Below are 23,716 nucleotides of genomic sequence, written 5' to 3' on the forward strand. Positions count from 1 at the left end.
GCGATGTCGGAATGTCGAGCGTGAGATTAGAAGTCAGCGACTTTGCCCCAGGACGAAGCGTCGAAGCGCCGCGGGTCATAGCATGCCGGATCGACGATCGGTTCCGCCCCGGTCACAAGATCGGCGACGAGGTGTCCGGCACCAGGTCCGATGCCGAAGCCATGACCCGAAAATCCGGCGGCCAGAAAGAAACCCGGAACGGAATGGATCTCGCCGATGGCCGGCACGCCATCCGGCGTGCTGTCGATGTAGCCCGCCCAGGCGGCACTTATCCTGGTCTTTCTGAGGTCCGGCAGAAGTTCGAGCGCGCGAGAATGCGTCAGGCGGATCGTCGACTGATCCGGAACTGGATCGAGGATGCGCATGCGCTCCATCGGCGTTGTGCGGTCGAGCCGCCAGCGTTTCAGCGTTTCATGGCCCGAAAGCGCGCCTTGCAGGCCGCCGGGCGCCAGGCTTCGCCAGCGCTTCAGAAACATTGGCACGAACTGCGAGGAGAAGCGCAGTTGCTGCGGCGTCACGTCGACGCGTCCGCGCCCGCTAATCGCGAGCGTGTAGCCGCCGTCGCCGCGACGCGTGGCCGAGATCCGTGCCGTGTGCAGCGCATCCGGCAGACCCTGCGCGCCGGGCGAGACGGACAGGATGGAGGAGCGGACCGACGCCTGCGGAAAGCGGAAGCCGAACTGCCTGCAAAAAGAGGAGGCCCAGGCGCCGCCGGCCATCACCGCCACCTTGGTTGGTATCGTGCCGTTTTCGGTGACCACGCCGCTCAATCGCCCGCCCTCGGTCTCGATGCCGCGCGCGGCGCAATTCTGATGCACGCTGCCCCCAAGCTTCAGGACGGCGCGGGCGACCGCGGGCGCGGCCCGCGATGGATCGGCGGTCCCGTCGGTGGGCGAGAAGACGCCGCCCTTCCACGTCCGACCCGTGGCGCGGCCCCGCTCGCTGGCCTCGGCCGTGTCCAGCATATGCGTGATGACTCCGGCGGTCCTGGCGAAGTCGCGCCAACGCGCCCAGCCGGCCAGTTCCGCGTCGTCATTGCTGAGGTAGAGCAGGCCGCAGCGGTGGAAGCCGGTGTCCTCGCCGGTCTCCGTTGCAAAGCGCTCCCACAAATCGAGGCTGTGGGTTGCCATCGGCAATTCGCGGGCGTCGCGATTCTGCTGGCGGCACCATCCCCAATTCCGCGAGGACTGCTCGGCGCCGATGCGTCCCTTTTCGACAAGCGCGACCTTCATGCCGCGCCGCGCCAGGAAATAGGCCGCGAAGACACCGACGATGCCGCCGCCGATCACCACCGCATCCGCGGACTGCGGCAGTTCGCCGGACGTCTCGATTTGCTGCAGCAGTGCGCGCATCGTCTCTCCACCTTGACGCGCCAGTCTAGCGTGTTGCGCAGGCAGGCGCTGCTGCAGTTGAGGCAGAGGCAGAATTTTATTCCGGCAACCCTGCCGAGATCGGGAGCCGCTGCGTTTCAAAGCGGCATCCGCTCTGATGGACAGGCTAGCGAGCCGTGGTAGTGTCAATGGTAACCAGCGTTGCAGCATTTTGTGCTATGGCGCGCTTTCTACGGAGACGGCTGTGAAACTGGATCGGATCGATGTCAAGATTCTGCACGAATTGCAGAAGAACGGCCGCATCACCAATGTCGAACTGGCCGAGCTGGTGCATTTGTCGCCGAGCCCGTGCCTCATGCGGGTCAAGAAGCTCCAGTCGGAAGGCTACATCGAGGGCTATTCGGCGCAGGTCAATATCGGCAAGCTCGGCCAGACGCTCACCGTGTTCACCGAGATCACCTTGAAGAACCATCGCCAGGTCGACTTCGCCCGCTTTCTCGCCGTCGTCGAAAAGATTGATCAGGTCATCGAGTGCCACCTCGTCTCGGGCGGCTATGACTATCTGATGAAATTCGTCACCGCCGGCATCGGCGAGTACCAGACGATCATGGAGCGGCTGACCGATATGGATATCGGCATCGACAAATATTTCAGCTTCGTCGTGTTGAAGTCTCCCATCGTCAAGGCGCATATGCCGCTGCCCAGCCTGTTCCCGATGTGAGACTCCGTTTGACTCGTCAGCGGTGGCCGTACTGGCTGACGAGCTCAGGATCGCGGACAAGGCCGTCGAGCCAGGTCGGATCGAGATTCGGCACGGAGGAGAACAGAAGCTTGGAATAGGGGTGGGTGGCCGCCTTGACCTTGTCGGGCGTGATCTGCTCCACCCGCTGGCCATTGTACATCACCATGATCTCGTCGCAGATGGCCTCGACGACTGAGAGGTCGTGGCTGATGAAGATGTAGGACAGACCCAGCTCGCGCTGTAGCTCCTTGAGCAGCTCGATCACGGCGGACGCTACCACCGTATCGAGCGCCGAGGTGATCTCGTCGCAGATGATCAGCTTGGGAGCAGCCGCCAGCGCGCGTGCGAAATTCACGCGCTGCTTCTGGCCGCCCGACAGCTCCGAGGGATGGCGATAGCGCAGCGCCTTGGGCAGTCGCACCATGTCGAGCAGTTCATCGACACGCTTCGAGCGCGCGTGCCTGTCCAGCCCGTGATAGAAGGCCAGGGGCCGGGCGATGATGTCCTCGACAGGCTTGGCCGGATTGAGCGCGGTATCGGCATATTGGAACACGATCTGCATCTCGCGCAGCTGGTCCTGGCTGCGTTTCTTCGCGGCGCGCTCCAGTTCCTTGCCGTCGAAGATGATGTCGCCGGCTGCCGCCGGATGGATGCCGGCGATGACCCGCGCCAGAGTCGACTTTCCACAGCCGGACTCGCCTATGATCCCGAGATTGCGCCCCTTGTCCACCACCAGGCTGACCGAATCGACCGCCCGGATAAGTGGCAGTCCGTTATCCCGTACCGGTCCATAGCCGGCCGTCAGATTGTCGATACGCAGCAGCTCATTCGTTGCGGCTTCCGCCTCAGCCGCCGGTTGCCGCGGCTTAGGTTCGAAGGCGGCCAGCAGTTCGCGCGTATAGGGATGCTTGGCAGCCGAAAGTATCCCAGCCGTCGTTCCGGTCTCCTGCACTTCGCCGCCCTTCAGCACCACGATGCGGTCGGCGATCTGGGCGACAACCGCGAGGTCATGGGAAACATAGACACCCGCTATGCCGCCCGCCTTCATGACCGCCTTGAATGCCTTCAGCACGTCGATCTGCGTCGTCACGTCGAGCGCCGTCGTCGGCTCGTCGAAAATGACCAGCTTGGGATCGCCGATGAGCGCCATGGCCGCCGCCAGGCGCTGCAATTGCCCACCGGAAACCTGGTGTGGATAGCGGGCGCCGATCCCTTCCGGGTCCGGCAGCGACAAGGCCCGGAACAGCTCTACCGCACGCTTTCGCGCCTGCTCGGGAGGCATCAGCCTGTGGATGCGCGTGACCTCGATCACCTGCTCCATGATCGTGGATGAGGGATTGAAGGCGGCGGCGGCGCTTTGCGGAACATAGGCGATGTCGGTGCCGCGCAGCCTTGCACGTTCCTTCTCGGAAAGCGCAGCCATGTCCTTGCCGTTCACATTGATCTCGCCGCCGGTTATCCGGCAGCCGGGCCGCGCATGGCCCATGAGCGAGAGCGCCACCGTCGTCTTGCCGGAGCCGCTCTCGCCGATCAGGGCGATGATCTCGCCGTCGGCGATGTCGAGGCTGACGCCCTTGATGATTTCGACCAGACGTCCGGCGTCGGTCGTCGCCTCGATCCTCAGATTCCTGACCTCGACGAGATTGGTCATGCGTCGCGGTCCCTGATCTTCTGCGGCAGGTTATCGATCAGCAGGTTGACGCTGATGGTAAGGCTGGCGATCGCCAGCGAGGGCACGATGACGGCGGGAGCCGCGAAGGGCAGACCACCGATGTTCTCGCGTACTAGTGCACCCCAGTCGGCTAAAGGCGGCTGCAGACCGAGGCCGAGGAAGGACAGGCCGGAGAGCAAGAGCACGATGAAGACGAAGCGTAGGCCGAAATCGGCGAGCACGGGGCGGATGATGTTGGGCAGGATCTCGGACCCGATGAGATAGGCCGTGCTTTCCCCACGGACACGGGCGACGGTCATGAAATCCATGGTGTTGATGTTGACTGCGAGTGCCCGTGCGAAGCGGTAGGCGCCGGGAATGTAGATAACCGCGAGCGTCAGGATCAGCACCGGGATCGAGGAGCCGACCGCGGCGACCACCACGAGGCCGAACAGCTTGCTGGGGATGGAGTTCATGGCGTCCAGGAAGCGGCTGAGGCAGGTGTCGAACCAGCCGCCGCTCACGGCCGCGAGCATGCCGAGCACGACACCCGAGAAGCAGGCGATGGAAACGGCGGCGAGCGATATGCCGACGGTGTAGCGCGCGCCCATCAGAACCCTGGAGAGCATGTCGCGCCCCAGATAGTCGGAACCGAGCCACAGGCCCTGGCGTATTGGGCCGAAATAGTCATCGTCGACGATGTCGCCAATCGGATGCGGAATGATGTAAGGCGCAAAGATCGCCACGAGCGTCCACGCCAGGATGACCAGCGAGGCGACGACGCCCATGAGGTTGTAGCTGTGGCCCAAGAAGGACCGCCGGGAAGATGCCGCGCGCGCCATCGTCATCTGAGCCTCGGGTTGGACATGATGGCGACGATATCGGCGGCCGTGATGAGCAGAAGGTAGCCGAGGCAGAAGATCATTGCGCAACTTTGTATCAGCGGCAGGTCGCGGGTGGCGACCGCATCGACCATCAGCTTGGCGATGCCGGGATAGTTGAAGATCGTCTCGACGATGATAACGCCGCCCACCAGATAGGACAGCGAGAGCGCGACCGCGTTGACGATCGGTCCCAGCGCATTGGGAAGCGCATGTCTAAGCACCATGCGGCTGCGCGAGGCGCCCTTGAGAAGCGCCATCTCGACATAGGGCGTGGAGAGCGTTTCGATCACCGCGGCGCGGGTCATGCGGATCATCTGGGCGGAGATGACGAAGGTGAGCGTGATCACGGGCATCGCATAGATACGTACGAGGTCGGTAAGCGAATGCGCCTCGTTGACCGAGGACAGCGCCGGCAGCCATCTGAGATATACGGCAAAGAGCAGCACTGCGAGAGTTGCGACCATGAACTCCGGCACGGAAATGACGCCGATCGAAAGCACGGTGACGGTGCGGTCGTAGAGGGAGCCGCGCAGCATCGCGGCGGTGATGCCGAGCGTCAGCGCCAGCGGCACCGAGATCAGCGTGGTGATGCCTGCTAGTTTCATGGTGTTGACGAAGCGGCCGCCGATCAGCGCCGCGACCGGCATCTCGTTGGCATAGGAGGTGCCAAGGTCGCCGTGGAGCAGGCCGAGAAGCCAGCGCAGGAAGCGCAGGATCGCCGGATCGTTGAGATGCATGGCCTCGCGCAAGCCTGCGACCGCTTCGGGAGTCGCAGCCTGGCCGAGCAGGATCGATGCCGTGTCGCCGGGAAGCATGCTGGTGGCGAAAAACACGGCGAACAACACGATCAGAAGGGTGACGACTGCAACCGTCAGCCGCTTCGCCACGAGCTTGAGAACCCCAGACTTCATGGAAGCGCTCCCTGCGGTTGCGTTCGGCCAAACAATCTTGCGCAATGCAGTGCCGGGGGACAGGCTGACCGGCCCCCGGCAGGCGCCTCTCAGGCTTCGAACCAGAGGTACTCCGCCATCGCGTAACCCATCATGCCACCGAGCGGGTTCGCTTCCAAACCCTTCACCTTGCTAGAGAGGGCATCGACGTTGGAAATATAGGCCGGGATGATGGTGCCCGCCTCCTCGGCGATCATGGTCTGCATTACGCCGTAGATTTCCTTGCGCTTGGCCTGGTCGAGCAGGCCGCGTGCCTCGACGAGCAGCTTGTCGAACTTCTCGGACTTGTACTGGCTTTCATTCCAGGGTGCGTTGGAGGCGTAAAGCAGCGAGAACAGGATGTCCGGCGTCGGGCGCGGATTGATGTTGCCGAAATGGACCGGCGCTTTGAGCCAGTAATTGTCCCAATAGCCGTCGGAGGGGACGCGCTGCACATCGAGCTTCATGCCGATATCCGCGCCGGCGGCCTGAATGATCACCGCCATGTCGATCGACGAGGTCGCGGCGTCGGAGGCGACCACGGGGATGGACTGGCCGAGCAGGCCGGCTTTCTGGAAGTGGAACTTCGCCTTGTCCGGATCGAAGGCCTTCGGCTTGAGGTCGGCATTGTGGAAGATGTTCGCCGGCGAGACGGGCTGGTCGTTGCCGATTTCACCGAGGCCGCGCAATGCCGATTTGACGATCTGCTCGCGGTTGACGAGATACTTCATGCCGGCCACGAAGTCGGCCTTGCTGCCCGGATCCATGTCGAGCCGGATGTTGAGGTCCGTGTAGTTGCCCGAGGTCGTCTTCGACAGTTCAAAGCCTTGCTGGCCGCTGATGAGCTTCATCGCACGCGGATTGATCGAGGCGGCAAAATTGATGTCGCCCGAAAGCAGCGCGTTGACGCGGGCGCTGTCGTCGCTGATGGCGATGAATTCGAAGGAGTCGAGATAGGGCTTGCCCGACTTCCAGTAGTTCTTGTTCTTGGTAACCACCGAACGCACGCCCGGCTCGAACGTCTGCAGCACGAAAGCGCCGGTACCATTGCCTTTCGAGAAGTCCGTGGTGCCGTCCGCGACGATCATGAAGTGGTGCAGCGCCAGGATGGTCGGCAGGTCGGCATTCGGGTCGGCGAGGGTGATTTCGACGGTCGATTTGTCGACTGCCTTGAAGCCGGTCATCTGGGCGGCGATCTTGGCCACCTTGGAACCGACCGCCTTGTCGAGGTGACGCTTCAGAGAGAAGACGACGTCGTCGGCGGTGAGGTCCTTGCCGTTGTGGAAAGTGACGCCCTTGCGCAGCTTCACGGTCCAGGTCTTGGCGTCCTTGCTGTTGAAGCTTTCGGCCAACTCCATCTGCGTCTTGCCGTCCTTGTCGAGGAAGGTCAGGCGGTTGTAGAGCGAGCAGCAGCGGACATAGTCGGTAGAAAGCGACGCCTTGGCCGGATCGAGCGTATCGGCGGTCGAGGACGACCAGCCGGCCGCCTTGAAATTTCCGCCGGAGACCGGCGTGGCGGCGACGGCATTGGTGGCGCGTCCGAGCACCATGCCGCCCGCGGCAACCGCTGCGCCGCCGGCCAGCAGCATCTTGAGCAGTTCGCGGCGGCTCGCGCCCCGCCGGATGGCGTTTTCGACCATGGCATCGTCTGCGCTGGTCCAGTTCGTGATCTTGTCGGTCATGTCATTCCCCTTTCTGGTTGTTCATCGGGTTGCTCGTCTTGATGCGGCTTTCCGGGCTTGGGCTCAGGTTCGTTCCTTCAGGCTTTCCCGCACGGCCGCGGCAAAGGCGGCCATCGAGGTGAAGTGGTAGTCCGGCACGGTGAAGGCCTCGGGCTCGATCGTGCCGCCATAGCCTTTCTGGGCATGCCGGCGCTCGATCCAGCAATTGGTCAGGCCAAGCGTCCGGGAGATGCCGATATCGTGATACTGGCTTTGCGCGACATGCAGGATGTCGTCCTTGCTGTCGCCGCGGGACGCCACGAAATCGAAGACCTTATGGAAGAAGGCTGGGTCGGGCTTCTCCGTGCCGGTATCGTCGGCCGTGAAGGTGGCGAAGAAGGGCGATCCGAGCTGCTTCTCGAAATGGTCGAGCGCCCAGCGCCGAGCATTGGTCATGGCGATCACCTTGTGTGACTTGGCGAGACTGGCCAATGCCGCAGCGCTGTCGGGAAAGCCCTGCCAGAGGCTGGCTGAATTCCGCAGGCGGACGCCGTATTTCTCCTCGGCCGGCAGGCCGAGCTGCGGTGCGATGACCATGTAGACGCGTGCAAGATCGTCGGGGAAGAGGCCCGCATCGGACATGTAGCGAGCCTCCCGGTAAAGGGCCAATGCCTCCTCACCGTCTACCGAAACACCTGCCTCGGCCGCAATTCCGGCCAGGCAGCTCGTGATGCCGCCCTCGAAGTCGATCAGCGTGCCGACCACATCGAAGGTCATGTATTTGAACTCGCTAAAGGCCCTGGCCAAGAACTAGCTCTCCTCTGCGCGCGTGGCTGAATTGCTTGGTGCTGAACAGAACAAAATTCCGTGCCGCTCAGGACGTCCACCTTCTTCAAGAGCCCGCAAATTCGGGCATTCTGGCCTTGTCTTTAAAAGCAGTCTGGCACTTCCCCCGCGCTGGATTCGCCGAAAAGGCGCGGGGCTGCGGCACAAAATTGCGAAATCGTCCGCGCCCGCGATATTTCGAGATGCGAAAAATCGGCGGCGTTCATGCGAGGGCCTTGCGGACATCCGGATCCGCCAGCGTCTGGTCGAGTGTGAGGCGCGTGCGCTCGATGATCGCATCGATATCGCTGTCGGTGCAGCAGAGCGGCGGCGCGTAACCGAGAACGCCATGCGCGAAGGCACGGATGATGAGGCCATTGTCCCATGCCCGGTCGAAGATGCGCCGCGCCGGCATGGCCGCGGCAGGAAGCGGCGTCTTTTTCTCTTTGTCGACGACAAGCTCGATCGCGGCAAGCATGCCGCGGCCACGCACATCGCCGACGAGCGGGTGGTCGCTCAGGCTTTCCAACCCCGCCGTCAGGCGAGCGCCGGCCTTGACACCGTTCTCCAGCAGGCCGTCCTCATAGAGCTTCAACACTTCGAGCGCGACGGCGGCGCTGACCGGATGGGCGGAATAGGTGTAGCCGTGGCCGATCGCCGAAGCGCCCGCGCCATCGGCGATGACATCGTAGACATGGTCGGCCATGAAGACGGCGCCCATTGGAACATAACCCGATGTCAGGCCTTTCGCCGTCGTCATGAAATCGGGAACGATGTCCTCATCCGTGCAGGCGAACAGCGGCCCTGTGCGGCCGAAGCCGGTGATCACCTCGTCGGCGATGAACAAGATGCCGTACTTGCGGCAGAGTCCGCGCATCTCCTTGATCCAGCCTTTCGGCGGGACAATCACGCCGCCGGAACCCTGGATCGGCTCGGCATAGAAAGCGGCGACCAGTTCCGGACCGATAGCTTCGATTTTGGCCTCCAGCGCGCTGAGCGATGCGGCGATGATCGCGTCGCCGTCCTCGCCCACCGGATTGCGATACGGATAGGGCGAGGGGATCTTGTGCTGCCATTCGAATGGAATGCCGAAGCCCGCGTGGAAGGCGGGGAGCGCGGTGAGGCCCGCGCCGACCACCGAGGATCCGTGATAGCCCTGCTCGATCGAAATGAACTGGTCGCGTTTCGGCTCACCCCTGGCATTCCAGTAGTAGCGGATGAAACGAATAGTGCTGTCGACCGCGTCGGACCCCCCGAGCGTGAAATAGACGTGGTTGAGATCGCCGGGCGCGCGCTCGGCCAGTTCCGAGGCGAGCCGGATGGCCGGCTCCGAGCCGAGGTCGAAATAGGCGGTGGCGTAAGGAAGCTCGCGCATCTGTCGGGCAGCCGCCTCGACGATGCTGTCATGACCGTAGCCGGCGTTGACGCACCACAGCCCGGCGAAGCCGTCGACGAGTTGCTTGCCGGACGCGTCGGTCACGGTGGCGCCCTTGGCCGATTTCAGCACGCGCACGCCGAGCGCCTCGTGGCCGCGATAAGAGGAGACCGGGTGGATGAGATGGGCGCGGTCGAGTTCGATCAGGGAATTGGCGAGCATTGTTTTCTCCGAACTAGCCGAGCGCCTGGTTGGCGAGGGCGTAAACTTTTGGCCTGGCCCGTGCGGCGTCCGTCCTGGACGGGCGATCCATGGCGACGCCGCCGCCGACATGGCCGAGGCCGATTTTCGTGAGCCAGTCGGCTATGCCGGTCCGGCTGTCGGTATCGACGCGCAGGAAGGCGGCGGGGCGCGATGCAGCGAAGAAGCCGATCAGTGCTTTGGCGTCGTTGGCATTTCCCGCGATGACCGGACCGATCACCTCGCCGCGCCCGAACGGGCGGATTGCGGCATAGGCCTCGATCACGCCATTGCGGCGGACGAGGGCGAATTCGCCCCGCTCAGCCAGCGCGTCGATCAGGGCTTCACGGTCGGCGCCATAGGCGTCACGGTCCAACGCCTTGATCTCCGGCAGATCGCCAGGGCCTGCGGCCTCCACGCCTTCGGGCAGGCCAAGCTCGGCAACCTTGCCTTGATGCTGCAGGACGATGCCGGAGGGCACGAAGCCGAGCTTCTCATAGAGCGGCATGCCGTCCGCCGTCGCGACCAGCCGCAGCGGACGGTCGCCGGCAAGGGCGAAGGCCTGTTCCATGAGCCGGCGCCCAAGCCCTTTGCCCCGGGCGTTCCTGTCGACGATCACCATGTTGATCATGGCGCAATCGGCGCCGTAGGGTGTTACCAGAATTGTTCCGTTGACCCGGCCGTGATCGTCGAGCGCAACCGCGCCGCTCGAAAGCTGCAGCGCCATCTGCCAATCCTGCGGGCGATGCGGCCAATTCTCCTGGCGAGAAAGCGCGACTGCGCCCTCGATATGATCCGGCCCGAAGTCCTGGAGTTCGATCTCGCCTTGCTGCATGAGGCACCTTTCCATCTGGCCCCAGTCTCGGTCATCGATGCGCCGCAGATCGTCTGAAGTTTCGACTTCGACAGTATCATTTGCCTTTGCGCAGGGGGTGTGCCGCATCTTGTGCTGGCGCCTATCGAACTGGATGCGCCTTACGCCTCGATCGGCGGTATCCATCGACGCGCAGATGCTACAGCGTGCCAAACCGGATGCCGGATACGGAACTTTCTGCTTTCGGGAGGCGCTTTTCGGTCGGGAGGATCGCTGCCTGCCGGCCTATGATGAAAGACATCCCAACGCGGATGCGCTTCCACCGGAGATCGACGGATATGGCTTCTTTCAGGCCCAAATACATCACCTTCGACTGCTATGGCACGTTGACCAATTTCCAGATGGCGGAGGCGGCGCGTGACCTCTATGGCAGCCAACTCGACGAAGCGTGCATGCAGGAATTCATCAGGAACTTCGCGGCGTATCGGCTCGACGAGATTCTGGGCGACTGGAAGCCTTATGCCGACGTGGTCCACAACGCGCTCGAACGCACGTGCAAGCGCAACGGCGTCGCCTTCAGCCCCGACGACGCCAGGATGGTCTATGAGCGCGTCCCGACCTGGGGACCACATGCCGACGTTCCGGCCGGCCTGGCGAAAATCGCCAAGGAAATTCCACTGGTCATCCTCTCCAACGCCATGAACGCGCAGATCATGTCCAACGTCGAGAAACTCGGCGCGCCGTTCCATGCCGTCTACACGGCCGAGCAGGCGCGGGCCTACAAGCCGCGCTTCAGGGCCTTCGAATATATGCTCGACAGGCTGGGCTGCGGCCCCGAAGATATTCTTCACTGCTCGTCGTCGTTCCGCTACGACCTGATGTCGGCTCACGATCTCGGGATCAAGAACAAGGTCTGGGTCAATCGCGGCCACGAGCCGGCCAACCCCTATTACGGCTATGTCGAGATCGCCGATATTTCCGGCCTTCCGAGCGTGGTCGGTCTTTGAGTCAGGCGGATTGCCGATGAAGTTCGTCTCCTACTGGCACGACACCGCCCCTGTCTTTTCCGGCGGGGTGAAAGGCACGCTCGAGGGGCATTACGATGCCGCCATCATCGGCGGCGGCTTCACCGGCCTCGCCGCGGCGCGCCAATTGGCGAAGGCCGGCGCCAAGGTGGTCGTGCTGGAAGCGGAGCGCGTGGGCTGGGGTGCATCCGGACGCAATGGCGGGCACCTGAACAATGGCCTTGCCCACAGCTACCTCTCGGCCAAGGCAGAGCTCGGCAAGGAGCGCGCAATCGCGCTCTACCGGGCGCTGGACGACTCGGTCGACACCATCGAGGCATTGGTCGCCGAGGAAGGCATCGACTGCAATTTCCGCCGCGCCGGCAAGCTGAAGCTTGCCTCCAAGCCGCAGCATTTCGAAGTGATCGCCCGCAACTTCGAAGCCATCCATGCCGAGGTCGATCCGGACACGGCGCTGCTGTCGCCGGCCGATCTCAAGTCCGAGATCGGCGCGTGCTTCCATGGCGCGATGCTGTCGAAGAAGAGCGCCATGATGCATATGGGCCGCTATGTGAGCGGCCTGGCTGCGGCGGCCGTCCGCTACGGCGTCGTCATCCACGAGAACACCATGGTGACTGACTGTAAGCAGACCGGCAGAAGGCATGAACTGACCACGTCCCGTGGCCGGATCAGTGCCGACAACGTGCTGGTGGCGACCGGCGCCTACACAACGCCGAATTTCGGCTATTTCCGCCGCAGGATCATCTCCGTCGGCAGTTTCATCATCGCGACGCGGCCGTTGAGCGCGGCCGAGATCGCCGCCACCATGCCGGGCAATCGGACATGCGTGACCTCGATGAACATCGGCAACTACTTCCGGCTTTCGCCCGACAACCGCCTGGTCTTCGGCGGTCGCGCGCGCTTCTCGGCGAGATCCGACCAGCGTTCCGACGCCAAGAGCGGACAGGTATTGCGGGCGAGCCTCGCTGCGATCTTTCCGCAGCTTGCCAAGGTCGAGATCGACTATTGCTGGGGCGGGCTGGTCGACATGACCAAGGACCGTTTTCCGCGCGCCGGCTACCATGACGGGATCTGGTACGCGATGGGCTATTCCGGCCACGGTGCGCAGCTATCCACCCATCTCGGCATGATCATGGCCGATGCCATGCTCGGCCGCGAGGACCGCAACCCGATGAAAGGCGTCGAGTGGCCTGCCATTCCCGGCTATTCCGGCAAGCCCTGGTTCCTGCCGGTGGTCGGTCTCTACTACAAGGCGCTCGATCGGGTGAGGTAGGCAGTAGGCAGTGTTTTCCTATTGCCTACTGCCCTATTCCCATGTGGAACGTTTTCATCTCGAGATATTCCTCGATGCCGGCCTGGGCGCCCTCACGCCCGAGACCGGACTGCTTGACGCCGCCGAAGGGAGCCACCTCCATCGAGACCGATCCGGTGTTGAGCCCCACCATGCCGAACTCCAGCGCCTCGCCGACGCGCCAGGCGCGTTTCAGATTCTCGGTGTAGAAGTAGGAGGCAAGTCCGTAAGGCGTGCCGTTGGCCAGCGCGATCGCCTCCTCTTCCGTGTCGAAACGGAAAAGCGGTGCGACCGGACCGAAGGTTTCCTCGCCGGCGAGCTGCATGTCATTTGTCGCACCAGTCAGCACCAGCGGGGCAACATATTGCGGCCCTTCGGGCAGGGCCGGCCTCAGCGTGACGATCTCAGCACCTTTGGCAAGCGCATCGTCTACGTGGCGGTTGATCTTCTCAACCGCCGCCATGTTGATCATCGGTCCGATGGCGACGCCGGCCTGAGTGCCGGGCCCCACCGTCAAGGCGTTGACGCGGGCAGTGAGCTTGGCGGCGAAAGCCTCATAGACCCCGGCCTGGACGAGGATGCGGTTGGCGCAGACGCAGGTCTGGCCGCCGTTGCGGAATTTCGAGGCGAGCGCGCCCTCGACGGCGAGGTCGAGATCGGCGTCGTCGAAGACGATGAAGGGCGCGTTGCCGCCGAGTTCGAGGCTGAGCCGCTTCACGCTGTCGGCCGCGCCGCGCATCAGCAGCGAGCCTACGCGCGTCGAACCGGTAAAGGAGATCTTGCGCACGGTCTCGTTCGCCATGATCTCCTTGCCGATCTCGGCCGGCATGCCGGTGACGATGTTGATGACGCCGGCGGGAATGCCCGCCCGTTCGGCGAGCACGCCGAGCGCCAGCGCCGAAAAGGGCGTGAACTCGGACGGCTTGATGACCACTGTGCAACCGGCCGCCAGCGCAGGCGCGACCTTGCGGGTGATCATCGCGTTGGGAAAATTCCACGGCGTGATGATGCCGCAAACGCCGACGGGTTCCTTGAGCACGATAATGCGGCGGTCTGCCGTGGGCGAGGGGATGGTGTGGCCGTTGATGCGGCGCGCCTCCTCCGCGAACCATTTGACGAAGGAAGCGCCGTAGCGGATCTCGCCTCTCGCTTCGTCCAGAGGCTTGCCCTGTTCCGTCGTCAGGATCAGCGCGAGATCTTCCAGATGCGTAAGCATCAGGCCATGCCAGGCCTCCAGCAGGGCAGCACGTTCGGCGTTGGTCTTCTTCCGCCAATTCCGATAGGCGGAAGCCGCTGCGTCTATGGCCGCGCGGGTGTCAGAGCCGGCCATGTCGGGCACTGTGCCGATCGCGGCCTGGGTCGCCGGATCAATAACATCGACCGTCCCGCCGGAGGCGGCGGCGACCCATTTGCCGCCGATCAGGCCGGTCTCGCGGAATAGACTTTTGTCGTTCAGGCTCTTCATCGAAAACGACCCTGCATTCAGTTGAGCGCCGAGATGACGGCGGCGGTGATGGCGTCCGTGCTGTCCTTGCCGGCAATGGTTCCAAGGCCTCGAGCGGTTGTCGACTCGATCGCTTTCATGACGCGGCCGGCTGCGTCTCTTTCGCCCAAGTGGTCGAGCATCATCGCGCCCGACCAGATGGCGGCGATCGGATTGGCGATGCCGAGATGGGCGATGTCGGGCGCGGAGCCGTGCACCGGCTCGAACATGGACGGTGCCGAACGGTCCGGGTTGATGTTGGCGGAGGCGGCGTAGCCGAGCCCGCCCTGGATCGCCGCGCCGATGTCCGTCAGTATGTCGCCGAACAGGTTGGAAGCGACGACCACATCAAGGCTCTGCGGTTCCATGATCATGCGCGCCGCGAGCGCATCGACGTGATAGCTGGTCACTGCGATATCCGGATAATCCGCAGCCAACTTTCGCGTGATCTCGTCCCAGAAGACCATCGAATATTTCTGCGCGTTGGACTTGGTGACGGAGGCAAGCTTGCCTCGCCGCGCTCGCGCCTGCTCGAAACCGAAGCGCAGGATGCGCTCGACGCCGGCGCGGGTGAAGATCGAGGTTTCCACCGCGACCTCGTCCAGCGTGCCTTGGTGAACGCGCCCGCCGGCGCCGGAATATTCGCCTTCGGTGTTCTCGCGGATGCACAGGATATCGAAGCTTTCGGCTCTGAGGGGACTCGTCACGCCCGGCAGCAGGCGGTGCGGCCGGATGTTGGCGTATTGCACGAACGCCTTGCGGATCGGCAGCAGCAGGCCGTGGAGCGAGACGGAATCCGGCACTTCCGCCGGCCAGCCGACGGCGCCGAGAAGTATGGCGTCGAAGCTCCGCAAGGTCTCGATACCGTCCTGCGGCATCATGTGGCCGGTCTCCTTGAAGAAGCGGCAGGACCAGAGGAATTCGGTTCCCGTCAAGCCAAAGCCGCAATGTTTGGCTGCCGTTTCCAGCACCGTCCAAGCGGCGGAGGTGACATCACGGCCGATGCCGTCACCAGGGATAAGGGCGATCGAATAGGTTTTCATCGGCGTCTCTTCAGAGGCTGATCAGGACGCTCTTGGTCCTGCGGTTGGCGAGATAGGCTTCGCGGCCAAGGTCCTTGCCGATGCCGGAGCGCTTATAGCCGCCGGTCGGCAGGATGTGGTCGCGCGAGCGGCTGTACCGGTTGACCCAGACGGTGCCCGCTTCGAGCTTACGCGCGAAACGGATCGTGCGCGACAGGTCGGAGGTGAACAGGCCGGAGGCCAGTCCGTAGGTCGGGTGACTGGACAGCGAAAGCGCCTCGTCCTCGGTCTCGAAGCTCTGGACGGTCAGGACCGGACCGAAGATCTCCTCGACGATCGCCGGATTGTTTTGATCGACATTGGCAATCAGTGTCGGCTGGTAGAAATAGCCGGGAGCATCCATGGCGGCGCCCCCGGTCAGGCATTCGCCGCCGGCCCCAACTGCGGCCAGCACGATGCCATCGACACGTGCCCGCTGCCGTTCCGAGATGATCGGCGAATAGTGGGTCGTCTCGTCCCATGTCGGCCCTGGCCGCACCGCCTTCATCTTTTCCAGGATTGCGGCCGCCAGCCTGTCGGCCACGCTCTTCTCGACGATCAGGCGCGTGCTGGCCACGCAGGCCTGGCCGGCGTTGAAGGTGACGCTGCTGGCGATTGCCGTTGCCGCCTTGTCGAGATCGGCATCGGCAAAGACGAGCTGAGGACTCTTGCCGCCCAGCTCCAGCGTCATCGGCTTGACGCCGGTGCGGGCGACGTTCTCCATGATGGACGAGCCGGCGCGGGTCGAGCCGGTGAAGCTGACCTTGGCGATCTCGGTATGGCCGGTCAGCGCCGTGCCCGTGGTCTCACCATCGCCGAGCACCACGTTGATCAGTCCAGCGGGCAGTCCTGCTCTGAAGGCGAGCTGCGCCATGTAGATAGCGGAAAACGGTGTCATCTCCGATGGCTTCAGCACAACCGCATTGCCAGCGGCCAGCGCCGGGCCGAGCTTCCATCCCGCCATCGAGATCGGAAAGTTCCAGGGGGTGATGGCGCCGACCACGCCATAGGGTTCGCTCACGATCATGCCGAGACTGGCGTCGTCGGTCGGCACCAGTTCGCTGCCTTCCTTGTCGGCGAACTCGGCGAAGAAGCGGATCTGCTCGGCGGTCACGGCGATGTCACCGGCAACCACCTGACCAACAGGCCGGGTCGAGCACAGTGCCTCGATCCGGGCCAGCGTTTCGGCTTCCGCCTCGATCAGGTCGGCCCAAGCGTGAAGCGCTTTTGTGCGCTCGCGCGGGCGAACGCCGCCCCAGTTGCTGGCCTTCAGCGCGCCCTTGGCGCTTTCCACCGCACGGTCGACCATGTCGACGCTGGCCACGGGGCAGGCGGTATATGCCTTGCCGTCCGAAGGGCGGCGCATTTCGATCCCGCCCTCGGCCGAGATCAGTTCACCGCCGACGAAGTGGCCGACGGGAAGGGGAATCGTGTCCGGATCGAAACTCAAGCTCATGGGCGACCACCCTCCAGCATCGACCCTAGCCTAGCGTGTGCTGACACGCAGCATGCGTTGTTCGGCGACACGCCACCGACGAATCTTGCGTGCTGGCCGCGAGGGGCGGCAAAATCTGTTGCGGTGGCTGGAAGCTAAGTGTCATCAACCGACCGTGACGTAGATCTTGCGCACCGTTTCGATGGTCTTCCAGACCCCGGTGAAGCCCGGCTTCATCACGAAGCTGTCGCCGGCGCGGTAGGTCACCGCCTCGCCGGCGTCGGGCGTGATCTCGACCACGCCGGAGAGGATGTGGCAAAACTCGAAAGTCTCCCCCTTGACCGAGCGCGTCTCGCCCGGCGTCGCCTCCCAGACGCCGGTATGGACGAGGTCGCCCTTGGCAACGTCCTGCGCCCAGGTCTTGAAGGCGGGGTCGCCGGCAATCAGCCGCTCGGGCAGCGCCTTGGATTCGCGCGGCTGGAAGGCCGGGTTGATGTCGACGGTTTTAAGCAGGGACAATGGATGACCTTTCCGTTGGAGCTCAATAGCCGCGCGACCGGTCGACGAGGCCGATGGGATCGAGCCCGGCGCGGTGACGCTTGATGTTGTCGATGACGGCCTGCGCGGCAGTCACGGGCTGGGTGACGCTGGCGACATGCGGGGTCAGGACGAGCTTCGGATGCGACCAGAACGTATGTCCCGCGGGCAACGGTTCGGGATCGGTCACGTCGATCATTGCGGCCGAGAGGTGACCGCTGTCGAGCGCGGCGACAAGCGCTTGGTGGTCGAGCTGCGGTCCTCGGCCGGTGTGAACGAGCGCCGCCCCTCCGGGCAGTTTCGCGAACAGGTCGGCATTCAGAAATCCGCGCGTCTCCTCGGTCAGCGGCAAAAGGCAGACCAGTATGTTGCTGGCCGCGACCAGCTGCTCCAGCCCAAGCTCGCCATGATGGCAGGTCACGCCCTCGATCCGCCGCGGCGAGCGGCTCCAGCCGGCGAGCGGGAAGCCGAAGGGCTTCAGCCGGTCGAGAACAGCCTGCCCGAGCTGCCCCAGGCCGAGCACGCCGATCCGGCGAGAGCCGGCCTGGGGCTGCGGGATATCGCGCCATTGTCCGGCGCGCTGTTGCGCCAAATAGCCCGGCAGGTTGCGGTGGAGCGCAAGCACGGCCAGCGTGACGTATTCCTGCATCATGCGCACGATGCCTTCCTCGACCATGCGCACGATCTTCACCGTAGCAGGCACCGCGTCGAAGCGGAACTGATCGACGCCGGCGCCGATGGAAAACAGGATTTCCAGGTTCCGGTAGCGGGCGAGATTATCCGGTACGGTCCAGGTGATCAGATAGCGCACCGCGTCGGCATCGACTGTCGCGCCGTCCATCGCGAAGGGGAGGTCCGGCAACTCTTTGGCAAACGCGTCGGCAAAGACCGCTCCGCGTCGCGCATCGGAGTTGAACAGGAATGTCATTCCGGTTGCTCCTTCAAGCAGCGCAGCGCGCGCCCAGCGCTTCGATCATCCGCCGACAGGCGGCGAGCTCGCTGGCGAGGATATATTCGTCCGGCTTGTGAGCGCGGCCGATATTACCGGGGCCGCAGATGATCGCATCGAAGCCGGCGGCCTGGTAGAGCCCGGCCTCGGTGCCGTAGCTGACGGCGGCGAGCGGCGCTTCACCCGTCAGTTCGCGCAGCAATGCCGCAAGTGCCGCGTCATGCGACAGCGACAGCGCCGGATAGGCGCTGATCGGCGTCCACTCGACCCGAAAGCCGTCGGCCGCAAGGGGCTCGGCCTTCGCCTTGACGGGCGCGAGCAAGCTGGTCGGGTCGACGCCGGGTATGGCGCGCGCCTCCATCTCCAACGTGCAGGTGGCGGGGATGATGTTGACCGACTGTCCGCCCGCGATCACGCCCGCCTGTAGAGAGGAGTAGGCTGGTTCAAATGCTGTGTCGAACGGACCATGCGTCAGCCGTTCCGCTTCGCTGACGGCCGAGCTCAGCACATCGGCCATGGCGTGGATCGCGTTGAGCCCAAGGTCGGGCCGCGAGGAATGGCCAGAGCGCCCGTGGATAGTCACGCGGGCGGCCGCCTTGCCCTTGTGGCCGCGCACGGCGCGCATGCCACTCGGCTCGCCGACGATGACGCCGAGAGGCCTTGCGCAAAGCTCGGGGAGGCGGGCGATCAGGTGCGGCACGCCGCGGCACCCGATCTCCTCATCATAGGAGAAGGCGAGGTGGATCGGTCTGGCGAGGCGCAGACCGGCCAGGTGCGGCACAGCTGCGAGCGTGGCGGCAAGGAACCCCTTCATGTCCGTGGTACCGCGCCCATAGAGCCGCTCACCCTCCCGGCGCAGCGTGAAAGGAGCCGAGCTCCATTGCGGCTCGCCGGCGGGAACGACGTCCATGTGGCCGGACAGGACGTAGCCTGGGACATCGGCCGGACCGATCGTCGCGAAAAGATTGAAACGGTCGCCTTCCGGTCCTGGGAACAGGGTGACCTTCGCTCCTTCTTCGGCAAGATGTGCCTCGATCCAGCCGGCGATGTCACCGTTCGCCCTGCCGGCGACCGATGGAAAGGCGACGAGACAGTCGAGGATGTCGAAGACGTTCATTCCAGCCCTCAAGGCATCTAAGGTTCGCCGGCATCGATGCCGCTGCTGGTGAATTTCCCTAGAGGATGCATACGTTCCTTCGCGATTGCATGCCGAAAGCGGAAGTGTTTCAGTTGAATCTTGCGTTGGTGCTCGACTTTCGAGCAAATCGTATCGGTCTGGTTGTTTAGCGTTGGCAGGGCAGGGGCGGCGTGTGTCACCCGTTGCGCAATCTTTCAGAGGCAAGGAATTGAGGCCGTCCGAAAGCTTGAAAATCGATGCCTTCTCGATGCGCATCGCCGACATCGAAGACATCGAACTCGACCGCTTGCATGCGCACTCGCTGTCCGTGGGTTGGCCACATCGGGCCGAAGATTGGCAGTTCCTGCGCGAATCGGGGCACGGTTTCGTGGCGCTCGATGAGATCGGCCGTGTTCTCGGTTCGGCAATGTGGTTCGAGCATGGTCCCGGCTTCGCAACCATCGGCATGGTCATCACCTCGCCTCGGCTTCAGACGTTAGGGGCGGCGCAATGGCTGATGAAGCGGGTCTTCGACAAGATCCCTGGGCGCGACCTGCGTCTCAACGCTACCCGCGCTGCGCGGCGTCTCTATCTCTCGCTCGATTTCCAGCCGGAGAAGGCGGTCTACCAATGCCAGGGCATAGCCCGCATGCCTACCACCGGCAGTTCGGCGGAGGCGCGCGGCGACATCCGGACTTTGGACGCAGGCGATGTTACGGCAGCGATCGCGCTCGACGCGGCGGGCTTTGGCGTGAGGCGGTCGGCGCTCATTGAAAAACTCTTCGCGCATTCGGCCGGTTATGGGGTTTTCGACGGAAACAAGCTGACCGCTTTCGCGCTCTGCCGCCCGTTCGGGCGTGGTCATGTCGTGGGGCCGGTCGTGGCCGAAAGCGATGCTGATGCCGTAGCAATTGTCCGGCCGCACATAGCCGACCATTCAGGATCTTTCCTCAGGGTCGACACCCATATGGACAATGGAGAGTTCGCCGCCTTCCTGTCGCACGCCGGAATGCCGGTCTTTGACACGGTGCTGACCATGTCGCTGGGCAAACGCTTCGCCGATTTTTCCAACGGTGGCTCGGCCAGGCCGAGGACCTATGCCCTGGCTAGCCAAACTCTCGGTTAGTTCGGTGTTCTCGCCGACAAAGAAGAGCCGGCCTCAGGCTAGAACCCGCCCAGTCCGGTTTCGGCCCCCATATTGGTCATCCGTGAGGCTGCGGTGCGCTCGAGATGGCACCCGTTGGATTAGTCTCTGAGCTAATGATCGCCTCGTTCAGTGTCTTTTGGTTCGCCAGGCCATCCTAGAGAATACGAAGGAAACGGGTTGGCGAACCAGCCGCTAACGTATTGTTTTCCCGTAGAAAACGACGACCTTCAGCGACTAACATAATCGTTATTTGCCAACGGGTTATGAAGCGGTTCGCCAAAGTTGATTCAAGAAGTTGATCGAGCCACTCAACGACCGCATCCTTTGGCGCCGCCTAGTTCCAGACCCAAAGCGGACACGTCGGGGCGAGGCGGCCGAGGTCGCCGGACGCCGAGGCGACCGCCTAGCTACTGGTCAACATGTTCGAGAGCGGCCGGAGAACGGAAGAAGAGCTGCTTGAGGCGGTTCAGACTACGCAGGCCTACCGCCGGGCGAGCTAGGCGGCACCCCCCCGGCTCACCGCGTCCCGCCGACTTTCGGTGAGCAGCTAGGCTTCGTGACGTCATGGGCAGCTGGCAGCGCCGGTGCTGAGAGGAACTCACGTCTTTATGCTCGGCGCTGGAGGGAACTCTTGGGGCTGAAAACTGAGCCGCTCCACCGTGGCAACAATCGCGACCGACAGCGCCTCGGCTTCGTCGAGGAGCCTCGGGCCGTAATGCCCGTTCACCTGCTCCTCGCTCATCAGCACGCCCGGCGGGCAGTGCTCCTCGATCGTCGCTCGGATCATGCGCAGCGCGGCCCGGCACTCGGTGATATCCATCGTTTCCATGATGAACAAACATTCGCTTTAGCTAAAATGTTCCGCGGCAGCCTGGAACCGTTTGGAGCCGGCGAGTTTCGACAATGAGCGGCTCATCTCCCCTGGGCCGCTCAGCTTGTAGTCCACCAATTTCAGCCCGTCGCTTGTGTCATTTGGCGACGGGCTTTTTCTATCAGGTGGATGTCTTCCGCTTCGGCGCGACATGGCTGGTGACCAAGCGCACAGCACTGCGCTTGACCGTAATCCGAGATCCTTGCCGCCGACAGTCACGGTATCCTCGTCGAGACGGACGACTTCGCCGGCCAGTTCGATCTTCTGCCCGCTGCTTATATTGCCAGGAAACCACGATGAGCGCTTCGACTGAACCCGGTTGCTACCTAAGTGCTCGACATGGGCAACGTTCTCTGGCGTCAGATCAAACGCGGCGACCTGCCCGGATCTTGAATCTGTGACCTTCATTATGAGCCTGACGCTCCAGTTCTCACTTTCATCCTCTCTGGCGCGCCAGTTGGCCTACAAAGCCGATCCATAACGGTTGACTGTTGGCTCGTATGCCACCTGGTATTCAAGCCTCGACGGCCTCGACCACGCACAAGCTTAGACTGCGACATTCGCGAAGTGCGATTGTCATGTTGTCATGCGGTGCGCTCGCGCGTTCGCGGACCGGAAATCATGACCCGAAGTCGCCCTTCGTCAGCCGCGAAGTGAATGGCAGCTTTGCGCCTGTCGGCCGTAGAGACCAGCCTTGCCATATCCCGAAGGCAGACGTTGTGGGCATGACGCTGGAGGTCGAGGTTGCGCGTTCTATGCCTGCTCGCGCACCGTCATATCATTCGGTCGATCCCGAAGCGGCGCCCCGTCGCACGGATTCCCGACCCAGAACAGGTCGCCCGTCCGGAAAGGGCATGACGTTGCGACGCGGGAACACCGCGCTAACTTCGCCATTGCAGCTTCTCTTTGACCTCGAAACCAGTTGGCCACTTGGCCGGGCTACGGAACTCGATTCCATAACGGCCCGCAAGTTTCGCTACTTCCGAGCGCCTAGCTAAGAAAGACAAGGACAGCGGGAATATCTGGCTGCGGAAGTCTTCGGAGTTTCGATGATGGGACGAAGGGGAGGAACCGGACCTAAGCGTGCGCTTTCCAAGCGCACCAGATCATTGTCGCTACTCCAAACAGACCTAGTGCCGCTTTGCGTCATTCCTTGGAGTTTTCAGGTATTTTTCGCTATGCTGCTGATGCATGACGCAGTACGCGCCCGCAAGGGCGAGAAGCAGGCTGTGTAAGACGAGTGCGAATGCTCACAGAAATTGTCGATGCGCTTTATGAAGCAGCGTTCATAGCGGAAAAATGGCCCTCTGTGCTCGAGCAGATCACCAATGCGTCGGCTTCGAAAGGCGGTGCTCTCTTTGTCTTCGCGGATGGCGCGCCCGTTCGCGGAAAGGCCGTTGCATGGCTCCAGGAACTGATGAACGAATTCCTTGAGGATGAGAGCCTGCGCCTGTCCACTGCCGCTGCGCGTATGGGCACCGTTCGGCCCTCGAGCTTTGTGGATGTAGACAGATTCATGACGGCCGACGAGGTGCGGGATGATCCGATACGCGTTCGGTTGCGCGCGCGTGGCCTGGGCGTGAATGCCTGCGCGGCCATCCCGATGCCCACCGGTGAGATGGCGATGTTCGTTTTCCAGCGCGGGCTGGGCGAAGGGGGCTACGACGAGCGCCGACTTGAAGTTCTTGACCGGATGAGGCCTGACATGGCGCGCGCCACACTCGCGGCCGCGCGGCTCGGCCTTGCGCAGGCGCGCGGCGCCGTCGACGCCTTGGCCAACATCGGGCTTCCGGCCGCCGTTCTCGCCGCCAATGGGCGTGTCCGGGCGACCAACAGCCTGTTCGATCGCGAGAAGTCGATTTTCCTGCCTATGGCGTTTGGCGGCGTCGCCGTTGCCCATTCTGAGAGCAACCGTCTGTTCCAGGCTGCGCTGCAGGCGAAGCGTGGCGAACTCCTCCCGCGGTCCATCCCTGTGCCGGGCACACCGTCGGCGGTAGTGCATGTGCTTCCGCTCGAACGCAGCGCGCATGACCTTTTCGACGGAGGTGATCTGCTCGTCGTCGCGACGGCAATCTCGGCAAGCGCCCTCGTCCCGTCCCCGACCATCTTGACGGGCCTGTTCGACCTGACGCCTGCCGAGGTAAATCTTGTGACCGCGTTGGCCAAGGGACATAGCCTCAAGGCGGCGGCAGCCGAAGCAGGCCTGCAATTCTCGACTGTGCGCACCTACCTCAACCGCGTTTTCCGCAAGACCGGTACAAACCAGCAAAGCCAGTTGGTTGCCCTCCTGAAGTCGGCGCACCCCCTTCCGCGCTGACCGGGGCTCCCAAGGGGCCACCCTTCGAACG

Annotated in this window: 21 protein-coding genes; 5 read left to right on the plus strand and 16 right to left on the minus strand. The window is 63.4% G+C overall.

Features of this window, described 5'->3' with window-relative positions; translation table 11 throughout:
* Nucleotides 1-26: 26 nt before the first annotated feature.
* Nucleotides 27-1,352 (minus strand): FAD-binding oxidoreductase, encoded by a 1,326-nt coding sequence (locus tag QAZ47_RS14840; RefSeq protein ID WP_278207497.1) that lies wholly within the window; start codon nt 1,350-1,352, stop codon nt 27-29.
* A gap of 223 nt (nt 1,353-1,575) precedes the next feature.
* Here QAZ47_RS14840 and QAZ47_RS14845 point away from each other — a divergent pair, with 223 nt between their 5' ends.
* Nucleotides 1,576-2,052 (plus strand): Lrp/AsnC family transcriptional regulator, encoded by a 477-nt coding sequence (locus QAZ47_RS14845; RefSeq protein WP_278207498.1) that lies wholly within the window; start codon nt 1,576-1,578, stop codon nt 2,050-2,052.
* 16 nt (nt 2,053-2,068) lie between these two features.
* Here the strand turns inward: QAZ47_RS14845 and QAZ47_RS14850 are convergent, their stop codons facing one another.
* The 7 genes from QAZ47_RS14850 to QAZ47_RS14880 form a co-directional block, all read right to left on the minus strand.
* Nucleotides 2,069-3,724 (minus strand): ABC transporter ATP-binding protein, encoded by a 1,656-nt coding sequence (locus tag QAZ47_RS14850; protein WP_278207499.1) that lies wholly within the window; start codon nt 3,722-3,724, stop codon nt 2,069-2,071.
* The gene (locus tag QAZ47_RS14855; RefSeq protein WP_278207500.1) at nt 3,721-4,572 is read right to left on the minus strand and encodes an ABC transporter permease; all 852 of its coding nucleotides are present in this window, start codon (nt 4,570-4,572) and stop codon (nt 3,721-3,723) included. Before QAZ47_RS14855 ends, QAZ47_RS14850 begins: the two co-directional genes overlap by 4 nt.
* On the minus strand, nt 4,569-5,519 hold the full coding sequence (locus QAZ47_RS14860; protein WP_278207502.1) for an ABC transporter permease: 951 nt from the start codon (nt 5,517-5,519) through the stop codon (nt 4,569-4,571). The genes QAZ47_RS14855 and QAZ47_RS14860 overlap by 4 nt, the downstream gene beginning before the upstream one ends.
* 89 nt (nt 5,520-5,608) lie before the next feature.
* Nucleotides 5,609-7,219, minus strand: coding sequence for an ABC transporter substrate-binding protein (locus QAZ47_RS14865; RefSeq protein WP_278207503.1), 1,611 nt, complete (start codon nt 7,217-7,219; stop codon nt 5,609-5,611).
* A 63-nt stretch (nt 7,220-7,282) separates the two neighbouring features.
* Nucleotides 7,283-8,005, minus strand: a complete 723-nt coding sequence (locus tag QAZ47_RS14870; protein ID WP_278207504.1) for an HAD-IA family hydrolase — start codon at nt 8,003-8,005, stop codon at nt 7,283-7,285.
* A gap of 241 nt (nt 8,006-8,246) precedes the next feature.
* Nucleotides 8,247-9,620 carry an aspartate aminotransferase family protein gene (locus tag QAZ47_RS14875; protein WP_278207506.1) on the minus strand — a complete coding sequence of 458 codons (1,374 nt, stop codon included), beginning with the start codon at nt 9,618-9,620 and terminating at the stop codon, nt 8,247-8,249.
* A 13-nt stretch (nt 9,621-9,633) separates the two neighbouring features.
* Nucleotides 9,634-10,473 (minus strand): GNAT family N-acetyltransferase, encoded by an 840-nt coding sequence (locus QAZ47_RS14880; RefSeq protein ID WP_278207849.1) that lies wholly within the window; start codon nt 10,471-10,473, stop codon nt 9,634-9,636.
* A gap of 317 nt (nt 10,474-10,790) precedes the next feature.
* Here QAZ47_RS14880 and QAZ47_RS14885 point away from each other — a divergent pair, with 317 nt between their 5' ends.
* Together QAZ47_RS14885 and QAZ47_RS14890 are read left to right on the plus strand one after the other, a co-directional pair.
* Nucleotides 10,791-11,459: a haloacid dehalogenase type II gene (locus QAZ47_RS14885; protein WP_278207507.1), complete on the plus strand. Its 669-nt coding sequence runs from the start codon at nt 10,791-10,793 to the stop codon at nt 11,457-11,459.
* Between the two features lie 16 nt (nt 11,460-11,475).
* Complete coding sequence (locus QAZ47_RS14890) at nt 11,476-12,750, plus strand: FAD-binding oxidoreductase (RefSeq protein WP_278207508.1); 1,275 nt, start codon at nt 11,476-11,478, stop codon at nt 12,748-12,750.
* A gap of 25 nt (nt 12,751-12,775) precedes the next feature.
* Here the strand turns inward: QAZ47_RS14890 and QAZ47_RS14895 are convergent, their stop codons facing one another.
* The 6 genes from QAZ47_RS14895 to argE form a co-directional block, all read right to left on the minus strand.
* On the minus strand, nt 12,776-14,233 hold the full coding sequence (locus QAZ47_RS14895; protein WP_278207509.1) for an NAD-dependent succinate-semialdehyde dehydrogenase: 1,458 nt from the start codon (nt 14,231-14,233) through the stop codon (nt 12,776-12,778).
* Nucleotides 14,234-14,250: 17 nt separating this feature from the next.
* Nucleotides 14,251-15,294 (minus strand): tartrate dehydrogenase, encoded by a 1,044-nt coding sequence (locus QAZ47_RS14900; protein ID WP_278207511.1) that lies wholly within the window; start codon nt 15,292-15,294, stop codon nt 14,251-14,253.
* A 10-nt stretch (nt 15,295-15,304) separates the two neighbouring features.
* Nucleotides 15,305-16,768 carry an aldehyde dehydrogenase family protein gene (locus QAZ47_RS14905; protein ID WP_278207512.1) on the minus strand — a complete coding sequence of 488 codons (1,464 nt, stop codon included), beginning with the start codon at nt 16,766-16,768 and terminating at the stop codon, nt 15,305-15,307.
* Between the two features lie 144 nt (nt 16,769-16,912).
* Nucleotides 16,913-17,266 (minus strand): cupin domain-containing protein, encoded by a 354-nt coding sequence (locus QAZ47_RS14910; protein ID WP_278207513.1) that lies wholly within the window; start codon nt 17,264-17,266, stop codon nt 16,913-16,915.
* Nucleotides 17,267-17,288: 22 nt separating this feature from the next.
* Complete coding sequence (locus QAZ47_RS14915; RefSeq protein WP_278207515.1) at nt 17,289-18,212, minus strand: glyoxylate/hydroxypyruvate reductase A; 924 nt, start codon at nt 18,210-18,212, stop codon at nt 17,289-17,291.
* Nucleotides 18,213-18,225: 13 nt separating this feature from the next.
* A complete protein-coding gene (argE, locus tag QAZ47_RS14920; RefSeq protein ID WP_278207516.1) occupies nt 18,226-19,350 on the minus strand; it encodes an acetylornithine deacetylase in 1,125 nt (374 codons plus the stop codon).
* Nucleotides 19,351-19,618: 268 nt separating this feature from the next.
* Here argE and QAZ47_RS14925 point away from each other — a divergent pair, with 268 nt between their 5' ends.
* Nucleotides 19,619-20,476 carry a GNAT family N-acetyltransferase gene (locus tag QAZ47_RS14925; protein ID WP_278207850.1) on the plus strand — a complete coding sequence of 286 codons (858 nt, stop codon included), beginning with the start codon at nt 19,619-19,621 and terminating at the stop codon, nt 20,474-20,476.
* 619 nt (nt 20,477-21,095) lie between these two features.
* Here QAZ47_RS14925 and QAZ47_RS14930 read toward each other — a convergent pair.
* Complete coding sequence (locus QAZ47_RS14930) at nt 21,096-21,317, minus strand: hypothetical protein (protein WP_278207518.1); 222 nt, start codon at nt 21,315-21,317, stop codon at nt 21,096-21,098.
* Between the two features lie 27 nt (nt 21,318-21,344).
* Nucleotides 21,345-21,776 (minus strand): hypothetical protein, encoded by a 432-nt coding sequence (locus QAZ47_RS14935; protein ID WP_278207520.1) that lies wholly within the window; start codon nt 21,774-21,776, stop codon nt 21,345-21,347.
* A gap of 838 nt (nt 21,777-22,614) precedes the next feature.
* On the opposite strand from QAZ47_RS14935, the gene QAZ47_RS14940 reads away from it, so the two are divergent.
* Nucleotides 22,615-23,685, plus strand: a complete 1,071-nt coding sequence (locus tag QAZ47_RS14940; protein WP_278233630.1) for a helix-turn-helix transcriptional regulator — start codon at nt 22,615-22,617, stop codon at nt 23,683-23,685.
* Nucleotides 23,686-23,716: the final 31 nt, after the last annotated feature.

It is taken from the genome of Mesorhizobium sp. WSM4904 (genome assembly GCF_029674545.1).
Classification (GTDB): domain Bacteria; phylum Pseudomonadota; class Alphaproteobacteria; order Rhizobiales; family Rhizobiaceae; genus Mesorhizobium.

Bases quoted from the DNA above. Each gene is read 5' to 3' on its own strand.
- QAZ47_RS14840 (WP_278207497.1), bottom strand. From the start codon at position 1,352: ATGCGCGCACTGCTGCAGCAAATCGAGACGTCCGGCGAACTGCCGCAG.
- QAZ47_RS14875 (WP_278207506.1), bottom strand. From the start codon at position 9,620: ATGCTCGCCAATTCCCTGATCGAACTCGACCGCGCCCATCTCATCCAC.
- QAZ47_RS14905 (WP_278207512.1), bottom strand. From the start codon at position 16,768: ATGAGCTTGAGTTTCGATCCGGACACGATTCCCCTTCCCGTCGGCCAC.
- QAZ47_RS14925 (WP_278207850.1), top strand. From the start codon at position 19,619: ATGCGCATCGCCGACATCGAAGACATCGAACTCGACCGCTTGCATGCG.
- QAZ47_RS14895 (WP_278207509.1), bottom strand. From the start codon at position 14,233: ATGAAGAGCCTGAACGACAAAAGTCTATTCCGCGAGACCGGCCTGATC.
- QAZ47_RS14885 (WP_278207507.1), top strand. From the start codon at position 10,791: ATGGCTTCTTTCAGGCCCAAATACATCACCTTCGACTGCTATGGCACG.
- QAZ47_RS14860 (WP_278207502.1), bottom strand. From the start codon at position 5,519: ATGAAGTCTGGGGTTCTCAAGCTCGTGGCGAAGCGGCTGACGGTTGCA.
- QAZ47_RS14855 (WP_278207500.1), bottom strand. From the start codon at position 4,572: ATGACGATGGCGCGCGCGGCATCTTCCCGGCGGTCCTTCTTGGGCCAC.
- QAZ47_RS14890 (WP_278207508.1), top strand. From the start codon at position 11,476: ATGAAGTTCGTCTCCTACTGGCACGACACCGCCCCTGTCTTTTCCGGC.
- QAZ47_RS14880 (WP_278207849.1), bottom strand. From the start codon at position 10,473: ATGCAGCAAGGCGAGATCGAACTCCAGGACTTCGGGCCGGATCATATC.
- QAZ47_RS14940 (WP_278233630.1), top strand. From the start codon at position 22,615: ATGCTCACAGAAATTGTCGATGCGCTTTATGAAGCAGCGTTCATAGCG.
- QAZ47_RS14915 (WP_278207515.1), bottom strand. From the start codon at position 18,212: ATGACATTCCTGTTCAACTCCGATGCGCGACGCGGAGCGGTCTTTGCC.
- QAZ47_RS14865 (WP_278207503.1), bottom strand. From the start codon at position 7,219: ATGACCGACAAGATCACGAACTGGACCAGCGCAGACGATGCCATGGTC.
- QAZ47_RS14935 (WP_278207520.1), bottom strand. From the start codon at position 21,776: ATGAAGGTCACAGATTCAAGATCCGGGCAGGTCGCCGCGTTTGATCTG.
- QAZ47_RS14930 (WP_278207518.1), bottom strand. From the start codon at position 21,317: ATGGATATCACCGAGTGCCGGGCCGCGCTGCGCATGATCCGAGCGACG.
- argE (WP_278207516.1), bottom strand. From the start codon at position 19,350: ATGAACGTCTTCGACATCCTCGACTGTCTCGTCGCCTTTCCATCGGTC.
- QAZ47_RS14900 (WP_278207511.1), bottom strand. From the start codon at position 15,294: ATGAAAACCTATTCGATCGCCCTTATCCCTGGTGACGGCATCGGCCGT.
- QAZ47_RS14850 (WP_278207499.1), bottom strand. From the start codon at position 3,724: ATGACCAATCTCGTCGAGGTCAGGAATCTGAGGATCGAGGCGACGACC.